At 60.1% G+C, this 23,894-nt stretch carries 20 protein-coding genes; 7 read left to right on the top strand and 13 right to left on the bottom strand.

The window, feature by feature from the left end:
• Positions 1-20 precede the first annotated feature (20 nt).
• Together P8K07_17205 and P8K07_17200 are read right to left on the bottom strand one after the other, a co-directional pair.
• Positions 21-287, bottom strand: a complete 267-nt coding sequence (locus tag P8K07_17205) for a hypothetical protein (GenBank protein ID MDG1960261.1) — start codon at positions 285-287, stop codon at positions 21-23.
• 1 nt (position 288) lies between these two features.
• Positions 289-1,101 (bottom strand): DUF547 domain-containing protein, encoded by an 813-nt coding sequence (locus P8K07_17200; protein ID MDG1960260.1) that lies wholly within the window; start codon positions 1,099-1,101, stop codon positions 289-291.
• A gap of 56 nt (positions 1,102-1,157) precedes the next feature.
• On the opposite strand from P8K07_17200, the gene P8K07_17195 reads away from it, so the two are divergent.
• A complete protein-coding gene (locus tag P8K07_17195; GenBank protein MDG1960259.1) occupies positions 1,158-2,729 on the top strand; it encodes a class I adenylate-forming enzyme family protein in 1,572 nt (523 codons plus the stop codon).
• Here the strand turns inward: P8K07_17195 and P8K07_17190 are convergent.
• The 5 genes from P8K07_17190 to P8K07_17170 form a co-directional block, all read right to left on the bottom strand.
• On the bottom strand, positions 2,673-3,038 hold the full coding sequence (locus tag P8K07_17190) for a DUF423 domain-containing protein (GenBank protein ID MDG1960258.1): 366 nt from the start codon (positions 3,036-3,038) through the stop codon (positions 2,673-2,675). The two genes, P8K07_17195 and P8K07_17190, sit on opposite strands and share 57 nt — an antisense overlap.
• A gap of 28 nt (positions 3,039-3,066) precedes the next feature.
• Positions 3,067-4,485, bottom strand: coding sequence for an FAD-binding oxidoreductase (locus P8K07_17185; GenBank protein ID MDG1960257.1), 1,419 nt, complete (start codon positions 4,483-4,485; stop codon positions 3,067-3,069).
• Between the two features lie 114 nt (positions 4,486-4,599).
• Positions 4,600-5,538 (bottom strand): right-handed parallel beta-helix repeat-containing protein, encoded by a 939-nt coding sequence (locus P8K07_17180; GenBank protein ID MDG1960256.1) that lies wholly within the window; start codon positions 5,536-5,538, stop codon positions 4,600-4,602.
• Positions 5,539-5,745: 207 nt separating this feature from the next.
• Positions 5,746-6,528, bottom strand: coding sequence for a urate hydroxylase PuuD (locus tag P8K07_17175; GenBank protein MDG1960255.1), 783 nt, complete (start codon positions 6,526-6,528; stop codon positions 5,746-5,748).
• A 122-nt stretch (positions 6,529-6,650) separates the two neighbouring features.
• Complete coding sequence (locus tag P8K07_17170; protein MDG1960254.1) at positions 6,651-7,013, bottom strand: hypothetical protein; 363 nt, start codon at positions 7,011-7,013, stop codon at positions 6,651-6,653.
• 54 nt (positions 7,014-7,067) lie between these two features.
• Here P8K07_17170 and P8K07_17165 point away from each other — a divergent pair, with 54 nt between their 5' ends.
• The 3 genes from P8K07_17165 to P8K07_17155 all read left to right on the top strand — a co-directional run bounded on the left by P8K07_17165 (position 7,068) and on the right by P8K07_17155 (position 10,282).
• Positions 7,068-7,439, top strand: a complete 372-nt coding sequence (locus P8K07_17165; GenBank protein MDG1960253.1) for a hypothetical protein — start codon at positions 7,068-7,070, stop codon at positions 7,437-7,439.
• Positions 7,440-7,638: 199 nt separating this feature from the next.
• Complete coding sequence (locus P8K07_17160) at positions 7,639-8,232, top strand: hypothetical protein (GenBank protein MDG1960252.1); 594 nt, start codon at positions 7,639-7,641, stop codon at positions 8,230-8,232.
• Positions 8,233-8,386: 154 nt separating this feature from the next.
• Entirely contained in the window at positions 8,387-10,282 is a 1,896-nt protein-coding gene (locus P8K07_17155; GenBank protein MDG1960251.1) for a KUP/HAK/KT family potassium transporter, read from the top strand.
• 88 nt (positions 10,283-10,370) lie between these two features.
• Here P8K07_17155 and P8K07_17150 read toward each other — a convergent pair whose 3' ends face one another.
• From P8K07_17150 to P8K07_17140, 3 genes are all read right to left on the bottom strand, one after another.
• Positions 10,371-10,832: a hypothetical protein gene (locus P8K07_17150; GenBank protein ID MDG1960250.1), complete on the bottom strand. Its 462-nt coding sequence runs from the start codon at positions 10,830-10,832 to the stop codon at positions 10,371-10,373.
• 238 nt (positions 10,833-11,070) lie between these two features.
• A complete protein-coding gene (locus P8K07_17145; GenBank protein ID MDG1960249.1) occupies positions 11,071-14,976 on the bottom strand; it encodes a hypothetical protein in 3,906 nt (1,301 codons plus the stop codon).
• Positions 14,977-15,372: 396 nt separating this feature from the next.
• Entirely contained in the window at positions 15,373-16,812 is a 1,440-nt protein-coding gene (locus P8K07_17140) for a sigma-54 dependent transcriptional regulator (protein MDG1960248.1), read from the bottom strand.
• A gap of 95 nt (positions 16,813-16,907) precedes the next feature.
• Here P8K07_17140 and P8K07_17135 point away from each other — a divergent pair, with 95 nt between their 5' ends.
• Entirely contained in the window at positions 16,908-19,514 is a 2,607-nt protein-coding gene (locus P8K07_17135) for an ATP-binding protein (protein MDG1960247.1), read from the top strand.
• Here P8K07_17135 and P8K07_17130 read toward each other — a convergent pair.
• Positions 19,511-20,287 (bottom strand): hypothetical protein, encoded by a 777-nt coding sequence (locus P8K07_17130; GenBank protein ID MDG1960246.1) that lies wholly within the window; start codon positions 20,285-20,287, stop codon positions 19,511-19,513. The two genes, P8K07_17135 and P8K07_17130, sit on opposite strands and share 4 nt — an antisense overlap.
• 104 nt (positions 20,288-20,391) lie before the next feature.
• Entirely contained in the window at positions 20,392-21,048 is a 657-nt protein-coding gene (locus P8K07_17125; GenBank protein MDG1960245.1) for a hypothetical protein, read from the bottom strand.
• 290 nt (positions 21,049-21,338) lie between these two features.
• Here P8K07_17125 and P8K07_17120 point away from each other — a divergent pair, with 290 nt between their 5' ends.
• Positions 21,339-21,974, top strand: coding sequence for an RNA-binding protein (locus P8K07_17120; GenBank protein MDG1960244.1), 636 nt, complete (start codon positions 21,339-21,341; stop codon positions 21,972-21,974).
• A gap of 106 nt (positions 21,975-22,080) precedes the next feature.
• Here P8K07_17120 and P8K07_17115 read toward each other — a convergent pair whose 3' ends face one another.
• Positions 22,081-22,626, bottom strand: coding sequence for a DUF420 domain-containing protein (locus P8K07_17115; GenBank protein ID MDG1960243.1), 546 nt, complete (start codon positions 22,624-22,626; stop codon positions 22,081-22,083).
• Positions 22,627-22,662: 36 nt separating this feature from the next.
• On the opposite strand from P8K07_17115, the gene P8K07_17110 reads away from it, so the two are divergent.
• Complete coding sequence (locus tag P8K07_17110) at positions 22,663-23,835, top strand: serine hydrolase (protein MDG1960242.1); 1,173 nt, start codon at positions 22,663-22,665, stop codon at positions 23,833-23,835.
• Positions 23,836-23,894: the final 59 nt, after the last annotated feature.

Below are 23,894 nucleotides of genomic sequence, written 5' to 3'. Positions count from 1 at the left end.
CGCAATGGGGGGCGCGAACATCAGCCCGAAACCCATCGCACCAAAACGCCGGATACCACCAGAAGCAAGGAGAGCAGCCAGCCCGGTGAACGGATCGCCGCAGTCCGCGTCGTCACGTCCCGGACCCATTCCGCATGGCCGCCGGTCCCACTCTGCAACTGATTGGCCAGCCGCAAGCTCAGGCCGACACTCCAGACGAATCCCGCGCCCACCAGCAGCATCGCAAGCGTCGACGACCCGGTAAGGGCGAAATAAAGCAAGATGCCTGCGGCGACCAATGGAAGCACATCATTCTCCCTTGCTCTTCACTCGAGCGCGATCGTTCAGCGACCAATCGTATTCCAGATACGAGATCCCTCGGTCTCGCAGGCCCACCACCTCGGCGCGGGTTGCGGCATCCGCATGCGCAAGAATCCACGCCGGCACTCCGCCGGCGGCCTCAAAATCGTTCTCAAACCAGCGGAAAATCGAGGAGACGGCCGCCTGGTCCGGTGCCTTCCCAGGACGCAAACCCTTGCCTCGGTTGGCTAGAAACCGCTGCGACTGATCCTCGAGCTGTCCATCCAATCGAGCGCCGCTATAGATCTCCACGCGTAGGTCGGGGCAAGACAGGGAGGCGCAGACCAGAGCCATATGGACCCGGGGCTCGGCAAACTGACCGCGAAGAATTTCATGCTCGATCTCATCCAGAGAACGGTCGGCTCCGCCTACCTTGCCGGCGGTCTTCTTCCAGATCGGAAAAATGAAGTTTCCTCCATCGCGGATACTTTCCATCGGGTAGCGATCCAATACGGTTTTGATCGCCAGAAAATTATAGGCATTGATCCAAAAAGCGATCTTCTCGCGGTCGGGAACTCCGACCGGAGGCTTGGCCGCTGCAAGGGCCTCGATAGCCTGAGGATAGTCAGGGTCCGCGGCCCAGGCTTGGTAGTCCACCAAATGTGTCTGCAAACCAGCCACCTCGCCCGGCGCGACGTAGCGGCCCAGAAGTCGACCGTAGGCGGCAAAGGGCGCCTCGACCGCTTCCGAGTGCTCAACGGGCAGCATCACGGCAGCCAGCACCAGAACAACAAAGGCCCATTGTCTCCTTGCAGCGCACATACTCTGCTTTTAGACCCTTATGGGTGTCCTGTCATTCGACAGACGCAGAGAATTGCATGAATCCCCTCGCGACATTGATCGAAGACGCCGCCCGCCGACATGCGGATCAACTGGCCTTTATCGATCGGACCACGGAAACTCGGCATACGGCGACCTACAGCCAACTCCTGAGCCAGGTGCGACGCAGCGCCTACCGCCTGCGTAAAAACGGCCTGCAGAATCAGCAACGGGTACTTCTCGCCGCCGCCAACCAACTCGACTTCCCGGCCGCCTGGCTGGGCGCCATTTATGCGGGAGCCACCATTGTGCCGGCGCCCATCCTCTCCTCGATGCGAGATCTGGTGTTTCGCCTGCGCCATGCGCAATGCGATCTGGCGATCGTGGATCAGGCCCGTGAGCCGCTGATGCGCGAGGCAATTGCAATCGCTGGCGGCTCGATTGGCCTGATGCGCATCGAAGATCTGGCGGGCCCCGGTGACGAACTCGATCCGGCAGACGTCGGTCCAGACAGCCTCGGAATGATTCTCTACACATCCGGCACCACCGGCCAGCCCAAGGGCGCGGGGATCTCGCAGGAAACTCTGCTGGGTCATACTCGAGTGATCGCACACGAAGGGCTGGGACTCTCTGCTGCCGATACAATTCTCGGTGCCCTCCCCTTCACCCATTCCTACGGATGCCGCACGGCCATGCTCACCACGATTCTTTGCGGTGCCAAATGCGTGCTGACCCCGAGATTCGATGCTGCGGAATCCTTGCAGATTGCAATCGAAGAAGACGTTTCATTCATTCCCGCGGTGCCGACGATGTTCGCACGTTGGGGAGTTCTTGCCCCCGGAGAGCGGCCCGAGCGCCTGCATACGTGTCTTGCCGCTGGAGCGCCGCTCGCCGACGAAATCGTTTTGCGCGCCGAAGAGCGACTTGGCGCGCCGGTCCGCCAGGCCTACGGAATGACCGAAGCCACCCTCGCAACCATCAACGCGCCTCCGGACCCACGCGTCCTCGGCAGTGTGGGACTCCCGGCGAGCGATTCCGAAATCCGGATCCTCGGCGAACAGGGGGAAATTCTTCCCGATGGGGAACGCGGCGAAATCTGCATTCGAGGTGGCGGCGTGATGGCCGGTTATATCGATGATCCCGCGGGCACCGACCAGGTTCTTCGCGAGGGATGGATGCATACCGGGGATATCGGCTGGGTCGATCCGGCCGGCCGACTTTACGTGGTGGACAGGATCAAGGATATGATCATTCGGGGCGGCAATAATATTTACCCGGCCGAGGTCGAAGCCGTTCTTGTCGAATTCCACGGCGTCGCAAGCGCGGCGGTCGTCGGACGCGAGCACCCGATCCATGGCGAGGAAATTGTTGCCGTAATCGAACCCGTGGAGAGCGGAGAACTCGATATGCAGGCTCTTCAGGACCACGCAGCGCGGCAGCTCGCGCGAAACCGCTTACCCAGAGAATGGGCCATCGTCGAAGCGCTGCCTCTGGGACCTTCCCGGAAGGTCTTGAAGCGGGAGCTGCGCGAACAGATCCGCTCGGGTGCGCTCCCCACGAGCACCCGGAGCCTCTCAGGCGGATCGGGTCGCGACCCAGGCCAGCAAAACCCACCCCACGATAAAGAGTGAGCCCCCCAGTGGGGTGACGGGACCGAGCCACCGCGGTCCCCCGAGGGACAGCGCGTAGAGGCTCCCCGAAAAAAGAATCACCCCGGCAAAAAGGCACCAAAAAGCCCCGCCGAGCATGCCGCCGGAAACACCCCGTTGGGCTGCCAGAAGCCCGACGGCGATCATCCCGAGAGCATGAATCAGGTGGTAATCCACGCCCGTCTTGAAGGTCGCCAATTTCTCGGGAGTGATTTTCCCTTCCAGCCCATGGGCTCCGAAAGCTCCGAGAACCACACCCAAGGCCATGAGGATTGCTCCGATTCCGATCATGATTTCTGTCGACTCCTGACTGCTCTTTTCAAAGAACCCGCCCCGGATTCATCAAACCCTGCGGGTCCATCACGTTTTTGATCTTGCGCATCAAATCCATTTCGACGTCGCTTTTATAGTGCGCCATTTCCTCTCGCTTGAGGCGGCCGATCCCATGCTCCGCCGCGATGCTGCCATCGAGCGAGACCACCACATCGTGGACGACCCGACTGAAGGCCATCCAATGTTCGAGAAAGGGCGCGTCGGGTTCGCCCTCGGGCACACTAAGGTTGAAATGGATATTCCCGTCACCCAAATGACCGAAGGCGCATACCCGCACGCCGGGCCACTCGGCCTCGACTCGCTGCGTCGCTTCGTGCAGAAAATCTCCGATCGCGGCGATCGGGACCGAGACATCATGCTTCACGCTCGCACCGGCGCCCTTTTGTGCCTCCGATATGCTCTCGCGCAACTTCCAGAGCGCATCGATCTGACGGTCGCTACCCGCCACCACCGCATCGCGGATGATCGAGGCCTCGGTGGCGCGCGCCAGAAGATCTTCACCGATTCCCGCGAGAGCCTGATCCCCCGGCACGCTCGAATCGAGTTCGATCAAGACGTAATTTTCGTGGAAGCTCGCAAAAGGATTCGCGACACCCGGGATATGTGCCAGGACGAACTCCAGAGCGCGACGCGGAATCAATTCGAAGCTGGTCACTTGTTCCGCTGCCGTCTCTCGTGCCCAACCGAGCAGCTGCAGCGCGGACGCGACATCCGGGACGGCAACCATCGCCACCCATCGCGCGCGTGGGCGCGGAAAGAGACGAAGTACTGCCGCCGTAATCAAACCCAGCGTGCCCTCGGCACCAACGAATAATTGCTTGAGGTCATAGCCGGTATTATCCTTGCGCAAGCGACGCAGTCCGTCCCAGATGCGCCCGTCGGGCAAGACGACTTCGAGACCGAGCACAAGGTCGCGCATATTTCCGTAACGGAGGACATGGACGCCACCTGCATTTGTCGAAAGATTTCCCCCGATCCGGCAGCTACCCTCGGAAGCCAGACTCAGCGGGAACAAACGATCCGCATCGGCCGCTGCGCGCTGCGCGTCGGCAAGGAGCAGCCCGGCCTCCACCGTCATGGTGTCATTGCCGGGGTCAAGCTCGCGCACCGCCGTGAGGCGATCGACCGAAATCACCAGAGAACGACCATCTTCATCCGGGACCGAACCGCCGCAGAGCGAGGTGTTCCCCGCTTGGGGAACCATTGGAATCCCGGCCGAAGCACATAGTTTCACGACTTCCGAAACTTCCTGTGTCGAGGCTGGCGACACGATCGCCGGCGACGACCCTCTCCAGCGTCCGCGCCATTCCACGAGGTGAGGCTCCATCGCCACCGGGTCGTCAATCCACCCCTTGTCGCCAACAAGGGCGCGGATTTGCTGAAGAGCTTGCGCGACCGGGTCCATACTACTCAGTCTTAGTCTCTCGGGGCCCTCCCGTCGACGGCCCCGAGGCAGGTTCTGTCATTCCGGGCGACGATCCGCTCCGAGGGCCCGGGAATCCCCGGGAATCCCCTGCAATCAGAGGAACTCGAGGAAATTATCACCAGCCGTGAGATCGCCCCGCGAGGCCGAGCGTGAGAGGTTGCAATTGGTCGCTGCGACGCCCTCGACCCGGTTGCCGGAGGCACCCGAGAAACGAACACAAGTGCCCGTCGCGTCGATTGACCCTCCGATGACCCGGTTAGCTGTGGGAGCCGTCCATCCTCGTGCCGCCCGCGATCGGTTCTGATTTTCCTCATAAGCCTCGAAATTATAACCGGCTCCCGTCAGATGGTTCAGCACGAACGCATTTTCATGCGATGCGCCGCGAACCTGGACGACGCGATCCTCGATGGAATTGAGAACGATCAGGCTTTTTTGGGCATGCTTCATATAGATCGAAGCCGAACCGCTTCCGGAAAGGTTGTTCGCAATCAGGAAAATATGCTGGACATCGAGGAGATAGATATTCTCGGCGCCGCTGTCCTCGATATCGTTGAAGAGGACAAAGTTCAGATCCGCTCCGCTGCCGATATGGATGCCTTCGTCACCGCTGGCCGAGATCAGATTACCTTCGATCCAGTTTCCGGTCGTCTGCTGGGAAAGATCGATGCCGTAGCGAGAGTTATCCAGAATCTCATTATCTTCAATGCGATTTCCCGAGCCCCCGCGGATACGAAAACCATTACGGAAACCCGAGATCAGGCAATTGCGAACCTCCGCGCCGGTGGTTCGGTCGAGAACGAGGCCGCTCCCGCGCCCCTTGCCCGTCAGAGCATGGCCATCACAATCCAGAACCGCCGTTCGCCGGAGCCGAAGGCCGTCACCCGGGCAACTGAGCAAATCTCCTCCAAGAGTCGATTCGCCCACCAATACGTCGCCACAACCACATTCGACCTCACCACCACAGACCTTCGCCTCCACCGAAACAGCGGAAAACATCATGAAAATGGCCAAAAGCCCCAATAAAACCCTCATCGTCCCTACCTCCGGCCTTTGGCCATTTGCATCCCGCTGGGCGGCCATGCCGGCCAATCAGGATACGCTTGGGGTATCGGTAGGGGTTTATACTTACTTGAGGGGTTATAGACCCTAATATGACGCAAGAGGTCATTGCGAGGCCATAAAAAAAGGGCCCGTTTCACATAGTGAAACGGGCCCATGACTCGTTGCTGAGGGAAAAGTCTAGAAACCCTTCACCTTGGCGCTTTGTCGGTAGAACATCGAGCAGAACCACCAACCAATGGCGACCATCAGCGTTAATCCGAGGAAGCTCAACTGGCTTGTCGGGAAAGACGCCCAAGGCACAACCGAATGGCTGCCGATCATGGTCCAGACCAACGGGATCGACATATAGGTATTATGCTTGGACCGCGTGCCGGCGAGAGCCACCAGATCGCCATCGGGTGCCGTGCCTTCCTTGACGCAGGTAATAATTTTCTGCTGCGCAGGCCAGATTCGGAACCAGACGTTAAACGCCATCGCGGTACCAAAGGCGGCTCCCAGATGAATATTCATCGACCGGTAGCCGAAACCGCCGACACTGCTGAACAAATAGGTCAGGCCCGCCACGAGAATGAGTCCCACAAAAAACAGGGTCCTCATATCCTTGAGTGCGGCCAAACCGACGAGCTGGTCGTAGACGAAAACCGCAAGGAACGTCACAGCGACCATGGCAATTGCGCCGGTCGAGAACTCCCCGGATTCGGTCACGATGCCACCGTGGTAATACACCAAAAGCAGCAGGAGAACTCCTGTTGCCCATGTCCAGGCGGCGCCCCAGCGGAACCAAAACAAGGCTCGCGGCAGAAGCTCCGGATTGACGGCTTTCTTGGTTTCAGCGCTCAGCTGCGCCTGCAAAGGAGCGTTGACCCAGTTGAAGAAATACAGAAGACCGATCCAAGTGATCCCTGCGATAATGTGTGCCCACCGGAATATTGCCTGTAAAATCGGTGAAATCTCGTCCATGGAACTCCCCCCCTATTGCCGGAGTCTGCGACCCGGCCCTTAGGACATGCGGAGACCCTGATCCATCCTCGGGGAATCCGATGCCGTCCTTTATTCGATGATGTAGATTGAAACGCCTCGGGTCAAACGCTGCCCAGGATCCCCGGGTGTCGCTGGCGAAACCTTGCCCGTCTGACTGTGACCTCGCGCTTGGGATGTTTGAGAATGACCGTTGCGTCCGCGCGACTGATTTTCCGCCCGAACAAACAGTACACGCCTCGCTGGTCGCGCTGATGGTTGGCCCAATCCGCCAACTCTCCCGCATCGGGGCTGTGGCCGAGTGCGAGCGCGCACTCCTTGGTCAGGAAGCCCAGGAGGACCCGCACCGGCGCATCTCCCTCCGCCAAGGTCGGACGCTGCAAGGCCGGGTCCACTGACGATTTTCGCCAGGGTCCGCGCAACACTGTTCCGTTTTCCGCCATCTCGTAGTCGAATCTGCGGGACACGACGCTACATTTCAAGGCCAAAATGAGCCAGAATGAAATCGGGATGAAAGATTCATGACGAAGAACTTCCATAAACAAGTCTGCGGCGGTCTTCTGCTCGCATCGATGGTGCTGCTGGGATGCGCTGGAGCCCGACCCGCAGCCAGGGAAACCTTGCCACCCGATACTCGCGAATGCCTCCTGCTCGCGCAGATCCATAGCACGCGAGCGATAGGCAATCGCGAAATCGTCTTCCGACTCTATGGCGGTGAGGAGTGGACCAATCAGCTGCCGGCCGCCTGCGTCGGCCTGGGCTTCAACCGCGGGTTCACATATGACACGAGCATCCATCGTCTTTGTCGGGGGCAATTTATCCAGACCCTCGAACCCGGCCGAAGTACCTGTATTTTGGGACTTTTTCGAAAAAAAACCGACCAGTCGCCCTGAGGCCCAAAGGCTTCCGAAATCATGCGGAATCGCCCCGGTATCGCATAAATGCACGAGCTTGGGGCCCGGACCCGCTTGAGCCGCCCTGCGGGAAAACGCTGATTTTCCGAGAATCACCCGGGTTCGCTGGCGAATCGCGGGAAGGCCCCGCGCTGGCATCAGGGTTGCATCTTCAGGACGTCACCGAACGGAGCGTCCCATGAAAATAAAGCGTCTCGCCGCAACCTGTTTCCCCCTCTTCTTCCTGGCCTTGAGTCCGGGAGTTTTCCCCTCACCCGCCCACGCCGAAAACATTTTCTACTCCGCAACACCGGGAGGTCCCCCCGACGCGATTCGCGCCATCCGCATTTGCGAGTCCATCGACTCGACGCCTCCGGAGGAGCGGGCCTCGCGCATCGAGTCAGCGGTGGCTGCCGCGGAGAAAGCCATCGCGAGATTTCCCGAGGATCCGCGATCGCAATTCGCGCTTTTCTGCTCTCTCGGGCGCAAATTGGAAACCAGCAAAAACCACCTTCGCTCGGTATTTCTCGTGCACCGCGCCCATCGCGCGGTACAAAAAGCACTCGCCCTGCAGCCCACGTACGTGGATGCTCTGGTCGCCCACGGCGCCATGCTGGGGCAGCTTCCCTGGATGCTCGGGGGCGATAATGATCGGGCTGAATCGCTGATACGACGCGCGATCTCGCTCGATCCGGCCTTTATTCCGGCTCATCGGGAGCTGGCGAATCTGCTGCGTGCTCAGGGTCGAAGCGACGAAGCGCATATGGTCGACGTCGCCCAAGCAACCGACTAGTCCCCCTCTCCGGAGGACGACAGCCCTTCGGGCACTGGACGCGAACGCCCGAGCCTGCTCTAGGAAGTGCATGAGGACCGTGAACACCGTGCGGTGGTTCGACGCGCAAACTCCGCCGGCCGGGGAAGTCTAGACCACGCAGGCCACGCAGGAGATGGATAGCGAAAAAGCGAAAACTCGGGAAAACCCCACCCTCGCCTTGCTCACAGTGGCAACGCTCGGGGTTGTCTTCGGGGACATTGGCACTTCGCCCCTCTACGCTTTCCGGCAATGCTTTCGTCAGGAAGCAGGGCAGCCGATCGTCGAAGCGGACGTCCTGGGCATTCTTTCCTTGATCACCTGGGCGCTCCTGCTTGTTGTCAGTCTGAAATATCTCGTTTTTATCCTGCGGGCCGACAATCGAGGCGAGGGCGGCATTCTCGCGCTTCTGGCGCTGGGGACAAAACTTGCCCACCGCGAATCCTTCCACGGCGTCGGTCGCCTGTCCGTGGTGATCGGTTTGTTTGGAGCCGCCCTGCTCTACGGAGACGGCGTGATTACGCCTGCGATTTCCGTTCTGGCTGCCGTCGAGGGACTGCAGGTCATCACCCCGAGGTTCGAGCCCTACGTCCTTCCCCTGACCGTATCGATTCTGATCGGCCTCTTCGCAGTTCAACGATTCGGTACGCAGCGGATCTCCTCGGTTTTCGGACCCACCATGTTTGTCTGGTTCCTGCTGCTCGGAGTTCTCGGCGTCTCGGCCTTGCAAGCCCAGCCCGGAGTCCTCGCCGCTCTCAATCCAGTATATGCAATCCGGTTCATCCTTGGTCAGGGTTCCGATGCTTTCCCCATTCTGGGTGCCGTCGTTCTCACCGTGACCGGATGCGAAGCACTCTACGCCGACATGGGTCATTTCGGCGTCAAGTCGATTCGCATGGCCTGGTACGGGATGGTCCTGCCCGCACTCCTGCTGAACTACTTCGGGCAGGGAGCGCACCTGCTCGCGACCGGGCATATGACCAACCAGCCCTTTTTTGAAATGGCTCCTTCCTGGGGCCTTTACCCACTGATCGGAATGGCTACCGTTGCCACGATTATCGCGTCACAAGCTCTGATCACAGGTGCCTTCTCCGTGACCAAGCAAGCGATCCAGTTGGGCTTTCTCCCCCGGATGCAGATAGTGCATACCTCCGGTTCTCAGCAAGGACAGGTCTACCTCCCGGGCTTGAACCGCTCCCTGATGGTCCTCAGCATCCTGATCGTACTCGGCTTCCGGAACTCGGCATCTCTGGCCGACGCCTATGGCGTTGCCGTGAGTGGCACCATGTTGATCACTTCGATTCTCTTTTTTCAGGTCGCCCGACAACGATGGCGCTGGAACCTCATCGGGACCCTGGCGCTGACCGCCGTATTTCTCTGCATCGACCTGACGTTCCTGACAGCGAACCTGACCAAGATTCCCACAGGAGGCTGGCTGCCGCTGGTCCTCGCCTTGTTGGGACTCCTGCTCATGATGACCTGGCGGCGCGGCCTCTTTCTGCTGCTGCGCTCACTGGACCAGCGCAACGAAGATACCGAGTCCTTCTTTGCCCGGATTCAGGATCAGGAGATTCTTCGGACGCCCGGAACAGCGATTTATCTCACCGGCGAAACTCGGGGGGTTCCCGTAACTCTTCTCCGGAACCTGCGCGCCAATCAGGCCCTCCACGAGAGGGTGATTCTCCTCTCTCTGCTTCCGATCGACACATCGCGCGTCGATGACGAAGAGCGGGTGACCGTCACGGAGATGACGCAGGGCTTTACGCGCGTGGTCGCGCTTTTTGGATTCATGGAGCAACCCGACCCGCAACGCGCCCTGACCGCGGGTTCCGCACGAGATCTGAAGATTGATGTCGATACGGTCTTTTATTTTCAGAACGCCTTCCGCATTGCGGCCTTCGGGCGCGGCGGCATGGCTCGGTGGAGGATGCGTATCTTCGCGGCTCTCGTCAAGAATTCCTTCCCCGCCGTCGGCTATCTCGAACTCCCCATGGACCGATCCTTTGAAATCACGCTGCCCGTAGAGCTTTGACGCAGAAAAGCCCCGGTGCGAGTTCTTCTCGCACCGGGGCCTTTCCCACACACCCTGGCGATCTCCGCCCAGACTGCCTCCCCAACGGCTAGGGATTGACCGGGATGATGTCCGAGCCGTCGAGATTCAGCTTCCAGGCCGGGGTGCAGATCTCGACCGGTCGGAACCCGCCAACCTTGCGGCGCCCGAACTGATCGATCACGACCTGCTTTTGCGGGAGATCCTGCGGCTCGCAACGGAGCTTGTAGCAGAGGAAGTCGTTCTCCAAGCGCTGACCACCGATAGGCTTATGATCCCCGTAGGTCACGATCTTGGTTGCAGGTACGCAAAATTTGTCGGCCTTCGCCTTCATCTTGCAACCATGAATCGAGTACTGGATCTGAGCTTCATTGGCGATCATATCAAGGGCCACCTTCGCCTTGCCGGAATCCTTGATCTTGAAACAAGCCAAATGGTCATCAAGCAATTTGGCGTCTGCCACCAATGCGTTGCCCAGAATGGCCAGAGCGCCGAGGGTAAGTCCTGCGATGATTTGGTTGAGGGATTTCATGGAATGCTCCTTCTGCCGCGAGGGCGATTGACGACAATTCGTGTCGTATTTGAGTTACGCCAAGCAGACATTGCAGGTGCCGTGCCAAAACGAAGGAGACCGGATTTAAAAGCTTTTTAGGGAGATGGCCGGGCCCGATCGATGAAGTTGCGCAGAGCATCGCCAGGTTGGGCGGTCGTTTGCGCAGTCATTTGCGCAGTCGTTTGCGCAAACCGGCAACGACGTGGCGAGCCGCGGTTCAGGGCGCGGCGGTGCCGGATGCCAAGGCACCCGGAGAGTTGCCTGCCGGGCCAATCGAGACCTCCGGTGCCGCAGCGCCTCGTGCCAGAGTCGCCTGGCTCACTCGGGCGCGAACGCAGATCTCCCGATCGGCGCCCAGACGAAGATCATGGGATCCGAAGCCATCCACAACTTCCTCGGAATCGGTACTCCAGGGCCGGTTGGCGCGTCCCTTGGGCGTCTTCGTCTGGTAGCAGGCCCATGCCGCGGACGAAGGCACCTTGCCCTGTGTATCGAAAGTGGCCGGGAGACATATCTGGCGGAGGCGACGGACCTGATAGGCAGCCCGTTCCCCTCCAACGCCCTCGAGTGTCAGACTGCGGACGCGGGCTTCAGGCTTGTTCTCGCGGACCCGGTAGCAGAGATGATCGTTCGAGCTGAGTGTGTGCTTCGATTTCGCATTCTGGGCACTTCGCAAAAGCCGCGAGGGTCGACGGATCGTCAGTTCATGCACCCCGAACCGATCCTTGATCCGGACGCCCCGCACCTTGTCGAAACCGGACTCGCGAATCCGCCAACGAGTCGCCATCGCCGCTGGGTCGTTTACGGAGGCTCCGGCGAGCCCGGCGGTCCGACAAGCGGCGTCTATCGAGCTCACGAGCACGGTGTGCGTGCCAAGCGCATCGCGCAGGGTCGCCTCTCCCGGAGGGGCACGCAGCGCTTCGGCAGCCTTGCGGCATTGTGCACCATCGATGCAGCTGCCCAGCAGCGCATTCTCGTCACAGCTATCGACCGCATCGATCACACCATCTCCGTCGGTATCCTCCGCCGAAACAGCTACCGTTACCGCACGGGTAATACAGGACACGGTCGCGTTGGCCACAATCCCGCAATCGGCGTCGACCGAGCAGTTGCTGGGAGAGGCATAAATACAGGCCATCTCCTGATCCACGCGGCTCAAGGAAGAACCTCGGGGGCAGCACTGCGGGTCGCCGATCAAACAACTCGGGGCGGGCTGCATGCATCGCCCGGTCCGCTGCACCAGCACTTCACCGGAAACCAGAGAATTCGGTTCAGACAGAGGGTTTCTTACATCCAGAGCCGCAAGGTCGATTGCACCCACCGTGCGAGGGCGATCGGCACAAAAATCATAAATTTGCAGGACCAGATCATCCATGGAGCCATCACCGTCGAGATCCTCCTGCTGGATGGCCTCGTCGGTCAGAAACCGAACCTCATGCCCCTCCACGTGGAATGGCTTGTCGGGATGGCATGCATCCGAATCACAGACGTAGACGGACTCCCCCGTCACGGCGGGTACCACCGCAGGAAACTGCCCCCCGACGTGTGCCGCATTAAATACACGGAGCGCGACGGCGCCCGGCGACCATTCCTGTGTCGGTGTCGTATATGCGAGCAATCGCACAGGATCGTCCGTCCCCGGACAAAGCGTCTCCTCTTCGCCGAGAACAAAATCAACAGCTGGCTCGAGCATGAGCGGATCGCCCGCCCCCGCCACAGCTACAAAGAGCAGTGACTCGGATTCCTCATTCTCGTTCAAGTCTGCTCCGTGGTCTGCCTCCGGGACACGAAAGACGAGGATATCATCATCAAGATGCAAACGATCAGCCGCATAGCCGAGGTTGATCCAGGGCTGCGCCTGTAACGGCTCGGCCAGAGAGCGGATATGGACGACCTGATCAAGCGAGTCCCCGTCCGCATTGCCCACACCGAACTGGCCGGATTCGTCGGCTAGCGCGGCGATCCAGGAGCTGGACAAATCCACTGCAGTCGCCGCCAACTCCAGATTCCTGACCCGCCAGGAAAGATCGCCCGGATCGCGGCGCAACAACTGCACAATCGTATCGGCAGTATCCCCATCGCCGTTGAGCGGCCCGGCCATACAGTCGGGCGTTCCGGCACTCGCACCATCTTCGGGACGGAGGAAAACGGCGGCACCATTGGCGGTCGCGACCTGACCTGCCGGGCAGAAGATCTTCGTATTGCCGAGCTCATCCACGAGGCCGAGAACCACATCGCCCAGTACCCCGTCCGGATAAAGGTCGCTGCTCGCCTCGGTCTCATCGAAACGAGCAAAGGCAATCGCCTGCCCCATGCCCTCGATCGGCGAGAGCGCCAAGGCGTTGCCGTCAATCTCCATATTCAAATCGGCAGCTGCCCAGCGCGATAAAAACACTTCTTCTGTTCCCAACTGCGCTACCGAGACAAGCACCCCGTCCCTGTCTCCGTCTGGCACCAAATCCATATCGCAACCGACGCCATAACCGGACTCAGGTTCCAGAAAAGCCATCTGATGCCCCTCGACAACGACCGCGGGGAAATCAAAGCCCCCACGCATCAAGCGCAGCGTCGCACGACCTCCGCCCGATGGTCCCGGACAAGCCGGGTGTAATCCCAGATCATGTAGAACCCCGGTCGAACGTGAGCGAATGGTGACGACGGTATCAGCATTATCGCCATCCCCGTTTCGGTCCACCTCGTCGAGCCACTCCTCGAAGGTAAATGCCCATAGCTCCTCAGTTTCCAAAATTCCGTCGAGCGGCACCGCGTCGCCAGCCTCCAACGCCCAGTGCACACAGAGGTCCGCCGGGTTTCCGAGAGCGGTGCACTCCGCATCCGTGCGACACTTCTGATCCTGAGCAAACTGGCAGACGCCGGAAGGAGGCATGGGAATCGCGAGCGGGTGCCTGGGCATCTCCAGACCCGCCAGCCCCTCTCTCAGTGCGGCAGGATCGAATAACGCGCCGCACGGGCCAGCGGCGCCACAATCGCTATCGCGCGAACAGAGCTCCGAGGAGTCTTGCAAGCAGGCCAATTCACAAATGGCGCCACGCCCCGGGCAATCGATATCCATTTCGCAAAGGCGCTCCTCATCGGAACCACCCCGGCATGAACCGAAGCGACGCGCAAATCTCAAGATTGTATAGGGCGCGTCCGCGGAACCAAAAAAGACAACCTTGTCGGTCGGATCCAAACCGGAGGCATCAAAGAGCGGCGTGAAAATAGGCGGCAAGCGTCCGCCATCCGCGGTGAAGGAACCGACAAAAATCTCATCCGGGATCGAGAATGGAATCGGTGAATGAATTGCCGCGCGGACAATCCGGGGAACCGGAAAATCGTCTTGTTCGGCTAGAACACCCGACCAATCGACCGGGAGAAAGAGGTTGCCCTGGGGGTCGGCGGCCAGCCGCAGGACGGGCTCACTGGCCTCACAAATTTCCTCGCTCTGGAAACAACCCGCACTGAACGAATTCGGACGGGGCAGTGCTGTGAAATGATTGAACGTCGTCGCGGCGGTGGATGCATCGCAAGCACCGTCATCCTCGAAAAACTGGTCAACGCAGATCGAGGTTCCCTCCATCCGGTCGCAGGACAAGCGAGCCAGCTTGCATGGCAAATCCGCGCTACGGTCGGTTACGGCAATCCGTGCCGGACCGGCCCAGCCTGCGCCTCCGGTAATTTCGGCGGTATCCGGGAACGGAAAGCGAAACTCGCCACCGCCCAGGTTCTCCAGAGCCCCCCCGGGGACTTCGACGCAAACGGCCTCATCCACGCCCTTGGCCGCCTGACATCGAGATACGCGATCTTCGAGAGCGGCGTCGCATTGATCGGACACGATCACCAGTGACGCTCCGGTCAGTTCCGGATCGAGAAAGGCGACGGTCACCAAATTATCCCGACCCTCGAGGGCCGGAGGCGCCCCCTCAGTGTCGCAAGCCCGATGGCGCACTTCGATGGATTCTCCGGGAGCCGCCCACGGCCGATTGGCGGACCCCAGCGCCGAGGAATACGTCCGCTCGACCCCGGGGAAGAGGTCGCATGACGCACTCGCCGGGACGACACCACTCATCCAGAAAAAGAGGCTGGTCAGGACCAGCATTCGTATTTGGGATCGAATCAGCATCGGGAGAGGCGCGGAAAAGGAGCGTTCCTTTCTGCGATCTCCAGATCATCAGCCCGAGGCCCGGCGGTCAATACGGCATTATGGTGCAAGCACCGAGGCGTAAAACAGCGCCGCGCGCAGTGGCTAGGACGCTCGGCTGTCGGAAAAACGCAGATTTTGGTTGGTCGAATCAGGTTTCGGGCAAGAAATTGGGTCATGAGACCTCCGATGGCGAGGGAATTTTCGGAACCGCAGGCTCAGAGAGAGTTGCAGTTCCCATGCCAGAAAAAAACCCCGCAAAAACAACCCGGAAAGGGAGGACCGAGCGAGGATCTGCGCAGACGTTCCCCCGATCGAGCGAAGTTCTGCGCGAATCAGCCAGCCATCCGCGGAGCAGACAGCAAGGGCGCGTTCGCCTCAGCGCAGGTGATAGCGCGCGATCCGCTCCACCAGAGTGCGTCTGGAAACGCCAAGAGAATCGGCTGTTTTTGTCTGATTTCCACCGTTCGCCCGAAGCGCTTCTTCCAGAACCTGGCGCTCATATTGCTCGAGAGACGCCTTCAGACTTGTCGGTGAGCCCTCGGCTGCGGCTGCTGAGGGTTGCAGGCCCGAAGATTGCAATCGGGGGGAGAGAAGATCGTGCGTGATAAAACATCCATCCTCGACGAGAGCCACTGCCCGTCGAACCTCATTTTGAAGCTCGCGGATATTACCGGGAAACGCGTAGCCTTGCAGGGCGGCCAGAGCGTCCGCCCCAAATCCGGGGATGGAACGACCACGTTCTGCGGCCGCGACCTCAAGAAAATGTTCAGCCAGCATCGGAATATCCTCCTGACGCTCCTGCAGCGAAGGAACCGGAACGGTGAATACAGCGAGGCGATAGTACAAATCCTCGCGGAAATTGCCTTTGGCAACCTCCGCCTCGAGATCGCGATGGGTGGCGGCAATAATTCGGACATCGACGGGAATGGTCACATCGTCGCCAATCCGCCGGATCTCCCGTTGGTCCAGAGCCCGCAACAGCTTCACCTGCAGCTCCGGCGGGCATTCCCCGATTTCATCGAGGAAGAGCGTCCCGCCATCCGCCGTCTGGAACAGTCCCTTGCGGTCCGCGTTGGCTCCCGTGAAGGCGCCTTTGCAATGACCAAAAAGCTCGCTCGCAAGAAGTTCCGGGGAAAGTGCTCCGCAATTCTCGGGGACAAAAGGACCGTCGCTTCGCGGGCCGTTATAATGGATCGCGCGCGCCATCAATTCCTTGCCGGTTCCGGTAGGTCCCTGCACCAGAACACTATCCTCTGTCCGAACCACCTTCTCCACAAACTCGAGCGTCTGCTGCAGAGCCGGGCTCGAACCCAGAATATCCCCCATGCGCGAGCGCCCCTGGGCCTCACGTTTCCACTCGACGTTCTGCTCGCGCAGCACAACGTTGCTGGCTTCCAGCTTCGCCTGAAGTTGTTGATTCTCCGCGCGTATGAGGTGCAACTGCATCGCGGCGTCGACTACCCCCCGAAGTTCTCCGGCATTCCACGGCTTGGTCAAGTAGCGGTAGACGCTTCCCGCATTGATCGCATCGATCAAGCTCTGGATATCGGTGTACCCGGTCAGAATAATCCGGACGAGGTCCGGATAGAGTTCAGCGGTGCGCGCAATCAACTCGGACCCCGACATCCCGGGCATCCGCTGGTCGATAATCGCCACGGCGACCTCGGGGTGGGCCGCCAGTACTTCCAACGCAGCTTCGCCGGAATTCGCCGTAAGAACTGGATAGAGGTGCGCGAGACCAATGCGCAGGAGCTCGGTGCTCGCCTTTTCGTCATCGACAATCAGCACTGTCGGTTTGGCTTCGTTGGTTTCCATGAGGTATCCGGTTGCTGTCCTTGTACGGGAATCGGCGGAATGGCGCGAGAGGGATCCTGCCCTGCGCTTCCAACCAATTCAACCGCGGTGGCTCTATGACGAATTCTCGAACACTTCCCGAGAAACTTCGGCCCCACCTCGTCTCGCTGATTCTTGTAGCGATCGCTCTCCCTATCGCTATCTTATCCATTTCCCGAGGTGTCGGCTGGCTCGACAAGCCATTCCCGGGCTTCTTTGCCGGCGCCAGTGCCGTCGTTCCAAGCGTCAGCGGGGTCGATTGGCCCCGCGACAAGACAGCGCTCTTCCATGCGCAAGTCGTGTCGGTAGACGGACAACCCGTGCGGAGCGGGGCCGAGATCTATGCGCTGGTCCGCGAACAGCCTGTCGGGACAAAGTTCCGATACGAGTTCCGAAAGGGCGAGGAAACTTTCGGAAAGAATATCCGCTCGCGCACCTGGACTCTGAGCGACTACCTGCAGACCTGGGCCATCACTTCGGGCTTCGGGGTCATTACGATCCTTGTCGGGTTGCTGGTCGCCTCCCTGCAGCCGGCAAGCCATCAAGCCCGAGTTTTCCAACTGATGGCCTTCACGGGCGGAATTTACGCACTCACCGGAGTCTTTCTGCATCAGGCCGATAGTGTCTGGTTAAGTTCGCTTTGCCTCGCCATGGAGAGCCTCTTTCCAGCCACCTTCATTCATCTGGCCATGGTCTTCCCCGTCGATCGCTATCGCGGGCCGCACCGCCGGCGCCGCTACGCCCTCCCCTATCTCCCCAGCTTTCTGCTGATCGTGGCCGGCCTGGCAGGGTATTTCAGTGACCCGCCGAATTTGACCCCGCTGCGACTCACCTACATCTATACCGCCGCAAGCATTTTTCTCTTCATTACCTTCATGGTCTGGGCCTGGTTCGAGAACGCAGAACGGATGGTCCGTGCCCGCATTGCCGCATTGCTACCAGGCCTGGTTCTCGGGACCACAGCCATGCTCTTTGCCTTCCTCAATAATGCGATCGCGGGGGGCAATATTCCCATTCAATTACCGCTTGTCGCTACTCTGATATTCTACGGCAGCGTTGGTTATTCGATCACCCGTCATGAACTCTTCGGCATCGATCGGGTAATCCGCCAGAGCTTTGTTTACGGCCTGATGAGCACGATCATTCTGGGTGGCTATGCGCTCGCTATCCTCCTCCCGGCACGGCTGCTCCCGACGACGATCGCAGGACGCCAGGAGATTACCGCCGGAGTCTTCGTGCTGCTCCTCGCCTTTCTATTTGATCCGCTCCGTCGAGGAGTCCAGATCACCATCGATCGAGCATTCTTCCGCAGCTCGATCGATGATCGACAAACGATCTCCTCGCTGAGCGAAGAGCTGACCACCATGCTCGATCGGCAAGAAATCGTCGAGGGCGTGGCGTCTCTGGCCACTCGAACTCTCGAGCTGGAATCCGCAGGCCTTTTCCTCGGGAACGACGAAGGCGGAACTCTCTGGCAGATGCGGGCCGAAGAGGACACGCTCGGCTGCGAGGACGGCTCGCCGGATCTGGGCGCCGCCTGCGATTATCTCGCGAAGGGAATCGCCAGCTTCGACACCGAAAGATTGATACCCGCAGTCCGCGAGAAGGCACCCGAAGCGGCCGACGCCCTCGAGAAATTGAAAGCGCGACTCGCCTTCCCGCTCGTCGTGCGTGGGGAAAGCATCGGCGTGCTTGCGTTGGGTCCGAAACGTTCGGGCCGCGAAATCTCCAGTGAAGAAATACTTCTCCTGCGCACACTCAGCCACCAGGCGGCTATCGCACTTCAGAATGCGCGCTCCTACGAAGAACTGGAACTGCTCAACCGCGACCTCGACTTCAAAGTCCAGGAACGGACCACGCAGTTGGCGGGCGCTTACGATGAACTCAAGCAGGCGCAGGCCCAACTGGTTCAGTCCGAAAAACTGAGCTCGCTCGGCGAATTCGTTGCCGGAATCGCTCATGAGCTCAACAACCCGGCCAGCTTTGTCCGCGGCAGCTTGCAGATTCTCACCGAATTTCTCGAGGTCTTGCGCGAGGTCTTCACCGTCTACAAGGAAATCCCGATCACGGATGAAACGCTTCAGGACCGCCTCGCAAGAGCGAGCTCCGGTCGAAACCTGGAAGACCTTCTCCGCGAAACTCCCGAACTTCTTCGCATCTGCAATGAGGGCGCCGAACGGATCGAGCGAACCGTGAGCGAGTTGAAGATTTTCATTCGGAAAGACCGTGGCGATCGTGCACCGACGTCGATTGCCGAAAGTCTCGCCTCGGCCCTCCGAATGCTCGACCCGAGAATCCGCGAGCAAAATGTGACTCTCGAAACCAGCTTCGCCGAAGTTGCCGAGATCGAGGCTGATTCAGCTGCCCTCGGGCAAGTCTGGATCAACCTGATCACGAATGCGCTGGATGCCGTGCGCGACATACCCGAGCCCCGCATCCGACTCAGCATCGAAGACGTCGATTCCGGACAAATCCAAATCTCGATCGAAGATAATGGAACGGGCATCGACCCTGAAGTCGCCGAAAAGATCTTCGAGCCCTTTGTCACAACCAAGGATATCGGGGAAGGCACGGGACTCGGCTTGAGCATTGCCTACGGAGCCGTGCAGAGTCATTCCGGGGAATTGACGGCGGGCAGTTCCCCCGAAGGTGGCGCCTCCTTTCGGGTCCGATTGCCTCGTTAAAACTGGAGAGGCAGTCCGACGACTTCTCGCAAAACCCGATCCCGATGCTCCAACAGGGCCGGGGCCATCGCGGCAAGGATCTCCTCATCCCCGTGCGCGTAGGCCATCCTCTGGTGATCCGGCATCGGGCAATCCTCATGATCGAGAGGCTGTACGAGATTTGAAAAAGTCGCCCAAATCAAATCCAACGCCGTCAGCGAATCACCAAAAAGCCAGGCCGAGCCCGCAGCTTCCTGATCAATTCTGCGGGCCGAGAGGGCTCGTAAAATCTCGATCACTCGTTGGCGTGCCATCGGCAGGCAATCGGGAAAATATCCATATTTGAGAGCGAGGCGCTCCAAACCCTCCATCGCTGGATCGCCCGTAAGCTTTCCCCCGAGAAAGGTATCGAGCATCATCAACCGGCGACACCAGCCCAACCCCATCTCGAGATGAAGTTCGCCGCAAAGCCCGAGCAACTGGGCCCGCTGCTCAAAGTCGGTGGGCAGCAATGGCTTATCCGGCGCTCGACGTTCGGCGGCAAAAAGAATTTGCCGCAAGGTCAGATGCGGCGCCTCATCAGGGTATACCAGAACTGGGGCGCTATTCTGCCCGGTCCACGCCGTGAGGGCTTCATTGGGTGCCGCCGCTGTCTGGCGCACTGCCGTCCACGCAATGCCCTTCCAATTCAGGATCGCCTTGGCCGCCTCTCCCCATGGCCCGGCGACACCCTCGGTCAGTACCAGCATCGGTTCTCGACGCGACCGCGCCTCTTCGACATCCAGATAGTCCATGATGCCGACCTTCTACCGCGGCCCGCAGCAAAGAAAAAGGGCGGGCCATTTCATCATGGCCCGCCCTGCTTCTCCTCGAGAAAGAACTTCCGATCGCAAGGTTTTCAGTCCAGCAAACCCATCGGCTGCCGGAAGAAAGCCTGGCTGGCCGAACCATAGGGATTGGGGTTTTCACAATCGCCGCGGCAATCTTGGAAGGCGTCCAAACAAGCACGTCCCGCGGCATGAGTGTCCTGAGCACATCCGGAAAGACATCGTCCAAAGCCGCCAAAGGAGTGGAGCAGACAAGCCAGCGGGTTGGCCGACCCACGGCAATCCCGCGCATCTTCGCGACGCAACTCGAAGCAGGCAACGCTGCATTCCTGACCGGCTTCAAGGACCTGGCGCGAGCATTGGCGGAGATCCTGCTTGCAATCAGCGACGCAGATATGCGGATCGATTCCCGTAGTGGATCCTTCCGGCAAGGTAGGCAGGACAACCTCGGCTACGCATGCATCGTGGCATTGCTCAATCGCACCCCGACAAGTCGAGCGAGACTCTTTATGAGCTGCCCGACAGGTTCGACGGCACTCCCGTCGTTCGGCCGGATCCCCGGATTTACAGGTCATGCGACATCCGCGGACTGCGGTGCGCGCGCTGTCCCGACATACCTGCTTGGAATCCATACAGGTATCCCGGCAATCCGATTGCGCCTCGGCCACATCACCACCCGCACATAGGATGATGATCGAAAAACCAAAAGAAATAAGCAACTTTTTCATTTCAAACCCCTCGATTGGCGTGTTTGGATCTCCCAACCCGCGAAACTCTGCCTGACAACAGAGCCGTTTCTCCGCCTTGATTCAGCCATATTAAAGCGAAGATTGCCAATCCCCCGCATGACGTGCCGCCGAGAGGGCTGGCGAAGGCAAAATGGGGGGGATGCAGAGACCCGCTGGGTGCGCTACGAATCAGGTAAAGAATCGTATCTTTATCGTGGTCCAATCCGGGCCAATCAGACACGCGAAAACAACTGTTTCAGCTGAAACAGACGAAGAGGAAGGGCGAGCGCATGCCGCGGTCGTCCTGTTTGAAGGAGAACATCATCGGCGCCAAATTGTTTGTGGGGAACCTCAACTTCGACACTACGAAGGAGGAGTTGGAAGAAGTTTTCTCGGAAGTGGGGCAGATCGTAGACTGCTTTCTTCCTAAGGATCGGGAGACTGGACGTCCCCGCGGATTCGCCTTTGTGGAATACGCGGAACCCTCTTCGGCATCCGAGGCCGTCACCAAGTTCGACGGCCTGGAACTCGGCGGACGCAACCTGCGGGTAAACGAAGCTGACGAAAGACGACGCGGACCCGGACCGGGCGGCCCTCCTTCGGGCGCTCGCGGACCCGGCGGCGGCTACGGTGGTCGTGGTGGACCCGGCGGCGGCGGTGGCGGTGGCGGTTACGCTGGTCGCGGCGGCGGCGGCGGTGGACGCGGCGGTCCCGGTGGTGGCGGCGGTTACGGCGGACGTGGCGGCCCGGGTGGCGGCGGTGGCGGCTACGACAACAACAATAGCGGCGGCTTCGGCGGCGGCTTTGGTGGCGGCTTCGGCGGCGGTGATGATAATTTCGGCGGCGGTTTTGGCGGGGGAAATATTCCACCGAGCAAACCCAAAGGCAGCCGTCGCAACCTGCGCCGCAACAAACGCAGCCTCTAAACTCCATCATCGGTTGGCGTGAGTCCCCGGAACCTCCCTGTTGGCACCCCGGGGACTCCCCACCAATGTAGACAACGCGAGTTAGCGCCGATTCGCTTTTCCGAATTCAGGCCCCGCGGAGCATGAAGTAAATCACTACCCCCGTGACCGACACGTACAACCAGACGGGCATCAGAATTTTGGTGACCTTCTTGTGCTTGTCGAATTCCCTCTTGTAGGCGAAGAAGAAAGCCGCCAGAGCTCCGGGCACGACCACCACCGAGAGAAGAATGTGGCTGATCAGAATGGTGAAGTAGAAGACCCGCAGGAGACCCTCGCCCTGATAGCGCGTATCGCCATGGGACCAATGATAAACAAGGTAACAGACCAGAAAGAGGGCTGACGCGGCGAAGGCCGCGACCACCAGCCGCTTGTGGAGACGGAGTTCGCGGCGCCGGATCGCGATCCACCCGGCCGTCAGCAGCAGCGCGGCCGTTGCGTTCAGGCTCGCATTCACGGCCGGTAAAAAACTCAGGTCGAGTCCTGAAGGACCGGCTTCCCGGAAAATCAGGATATAAGCCAGGAACGAGAGTGCGGCCGAGGAGACCACCGCGTTAAAAACGTAAAAAGAGCGGTCCGAAACGTTCGCCAGCGGGGAATTCTTCTGCACCATGGGGTTTCATCTTACCAACCGTTAGCCTTCGGGTCGATGGGTACCACCACCCAAACCACGGAAGGGTTTTGCGATCCGGCCTTCGAACGGGTCCGGGCGGCCTTTGCTCACAACTTCGATGCTCACGACGAAATCGGTGCCAGTGTCGCGGTCTGTGTCGGCCGTCGAACCGTCGTCGATCTCTGGGGTGGCTGGCGCGACGCCGCGCGCCGCAAGCCGTGGGCCGGCTCCACCATCGTCAACGCCTATTCCGTGGGCAAGGGGATCACCTCCTTGCTGGTTCTCGCACTGGTGGGCCAGCAACGTCTCGCGCTGGATCAGAAGGTCGCCGATGTCTGGCCGGAGTTCGGCACGGCCGGTAAGGCGTCGATTACCCTCCGCGAGGTCCTTTCCCACCAAGCGGGCCTGCCGGCGATTCGCGCCCCTCTGGAAAACAGCGATCTCGGCAACTGGGCCGGGATGACCGAAGCTCTGGCGCAGCAAGAGCCCTGGTGGGAGCCCGGTCACGCGCACGGCTACCATGTGAACACCTTCGGGTTTCTTGCAGGGGAGATCGCACGGCGGGCCGCCGGCGCTTCCTCTTTTCGACGCGCCCTGCAAGAAGTTCTCTGCCAGCCAGCCGAGGCAGAATTCCACGTGGGCCTGCCCATGTTCGCGCATCGCCTCTGCGCCGATATCATCGGGGACGTCACGCAACCGATTGATCCCCAAATCATGGAGAGCTTCCTGGTCCCACCCACCACTCCACCCGAACACCGGGAAATGCTCCGCAAAACCTACAGTAACCCGGCCGCTTTCAGCGGGATCGGTGTCGTCAATTCCAGTTGGTGGCGTTCGATCGAAATCCCGTCCACGAATGGTCACGGGACCGCACGCGGGGTCGCGAGCCTCTATGCCGAAGCCCTCAGCGGCGGCCTCTTCCCCGAAAGTCTTCTCGCCGAAGCCTGCCTGCCGCAGGCAGAGGGCATGGACAGTATTCTCGGGAGAAACACTCGATTCGGCCTCGGATTCCAACTTCCGGAAAAGCAACGCCCGATCGGCCCCAGCGCGCAGGCTTTCGGACATTTCGGCTACGGCGGTTCGCTGGGCTTTGCCGATCCCGACAGCGGCGTCTCGTTTGGATACCTCATGAACCGCCCGGGCGATCGCTGGCAATCGCCGCGGACAGAATCTCTGATCGACGCCGTATATGCCTCTCTGGGCGCCTGAAAACATCCCATGAACGGAGAAATACGACCGATGGAAGTCGCGCTCGAATTCGCTATATT

The sequence above is a fragment of the Candidatus Binatia bacterium genome (assembly GCA_029248525.1).
Taxonomy (GTDB): domain Bacteria; phylum Desulfobacterota; class Binatia; order UBA12015; family UBA12015; genus UBA12015.
Note: the sequence above shows the minus strand (reverse complement) of the source record. Positions and strands in the feature narration are given on the sequence as shown.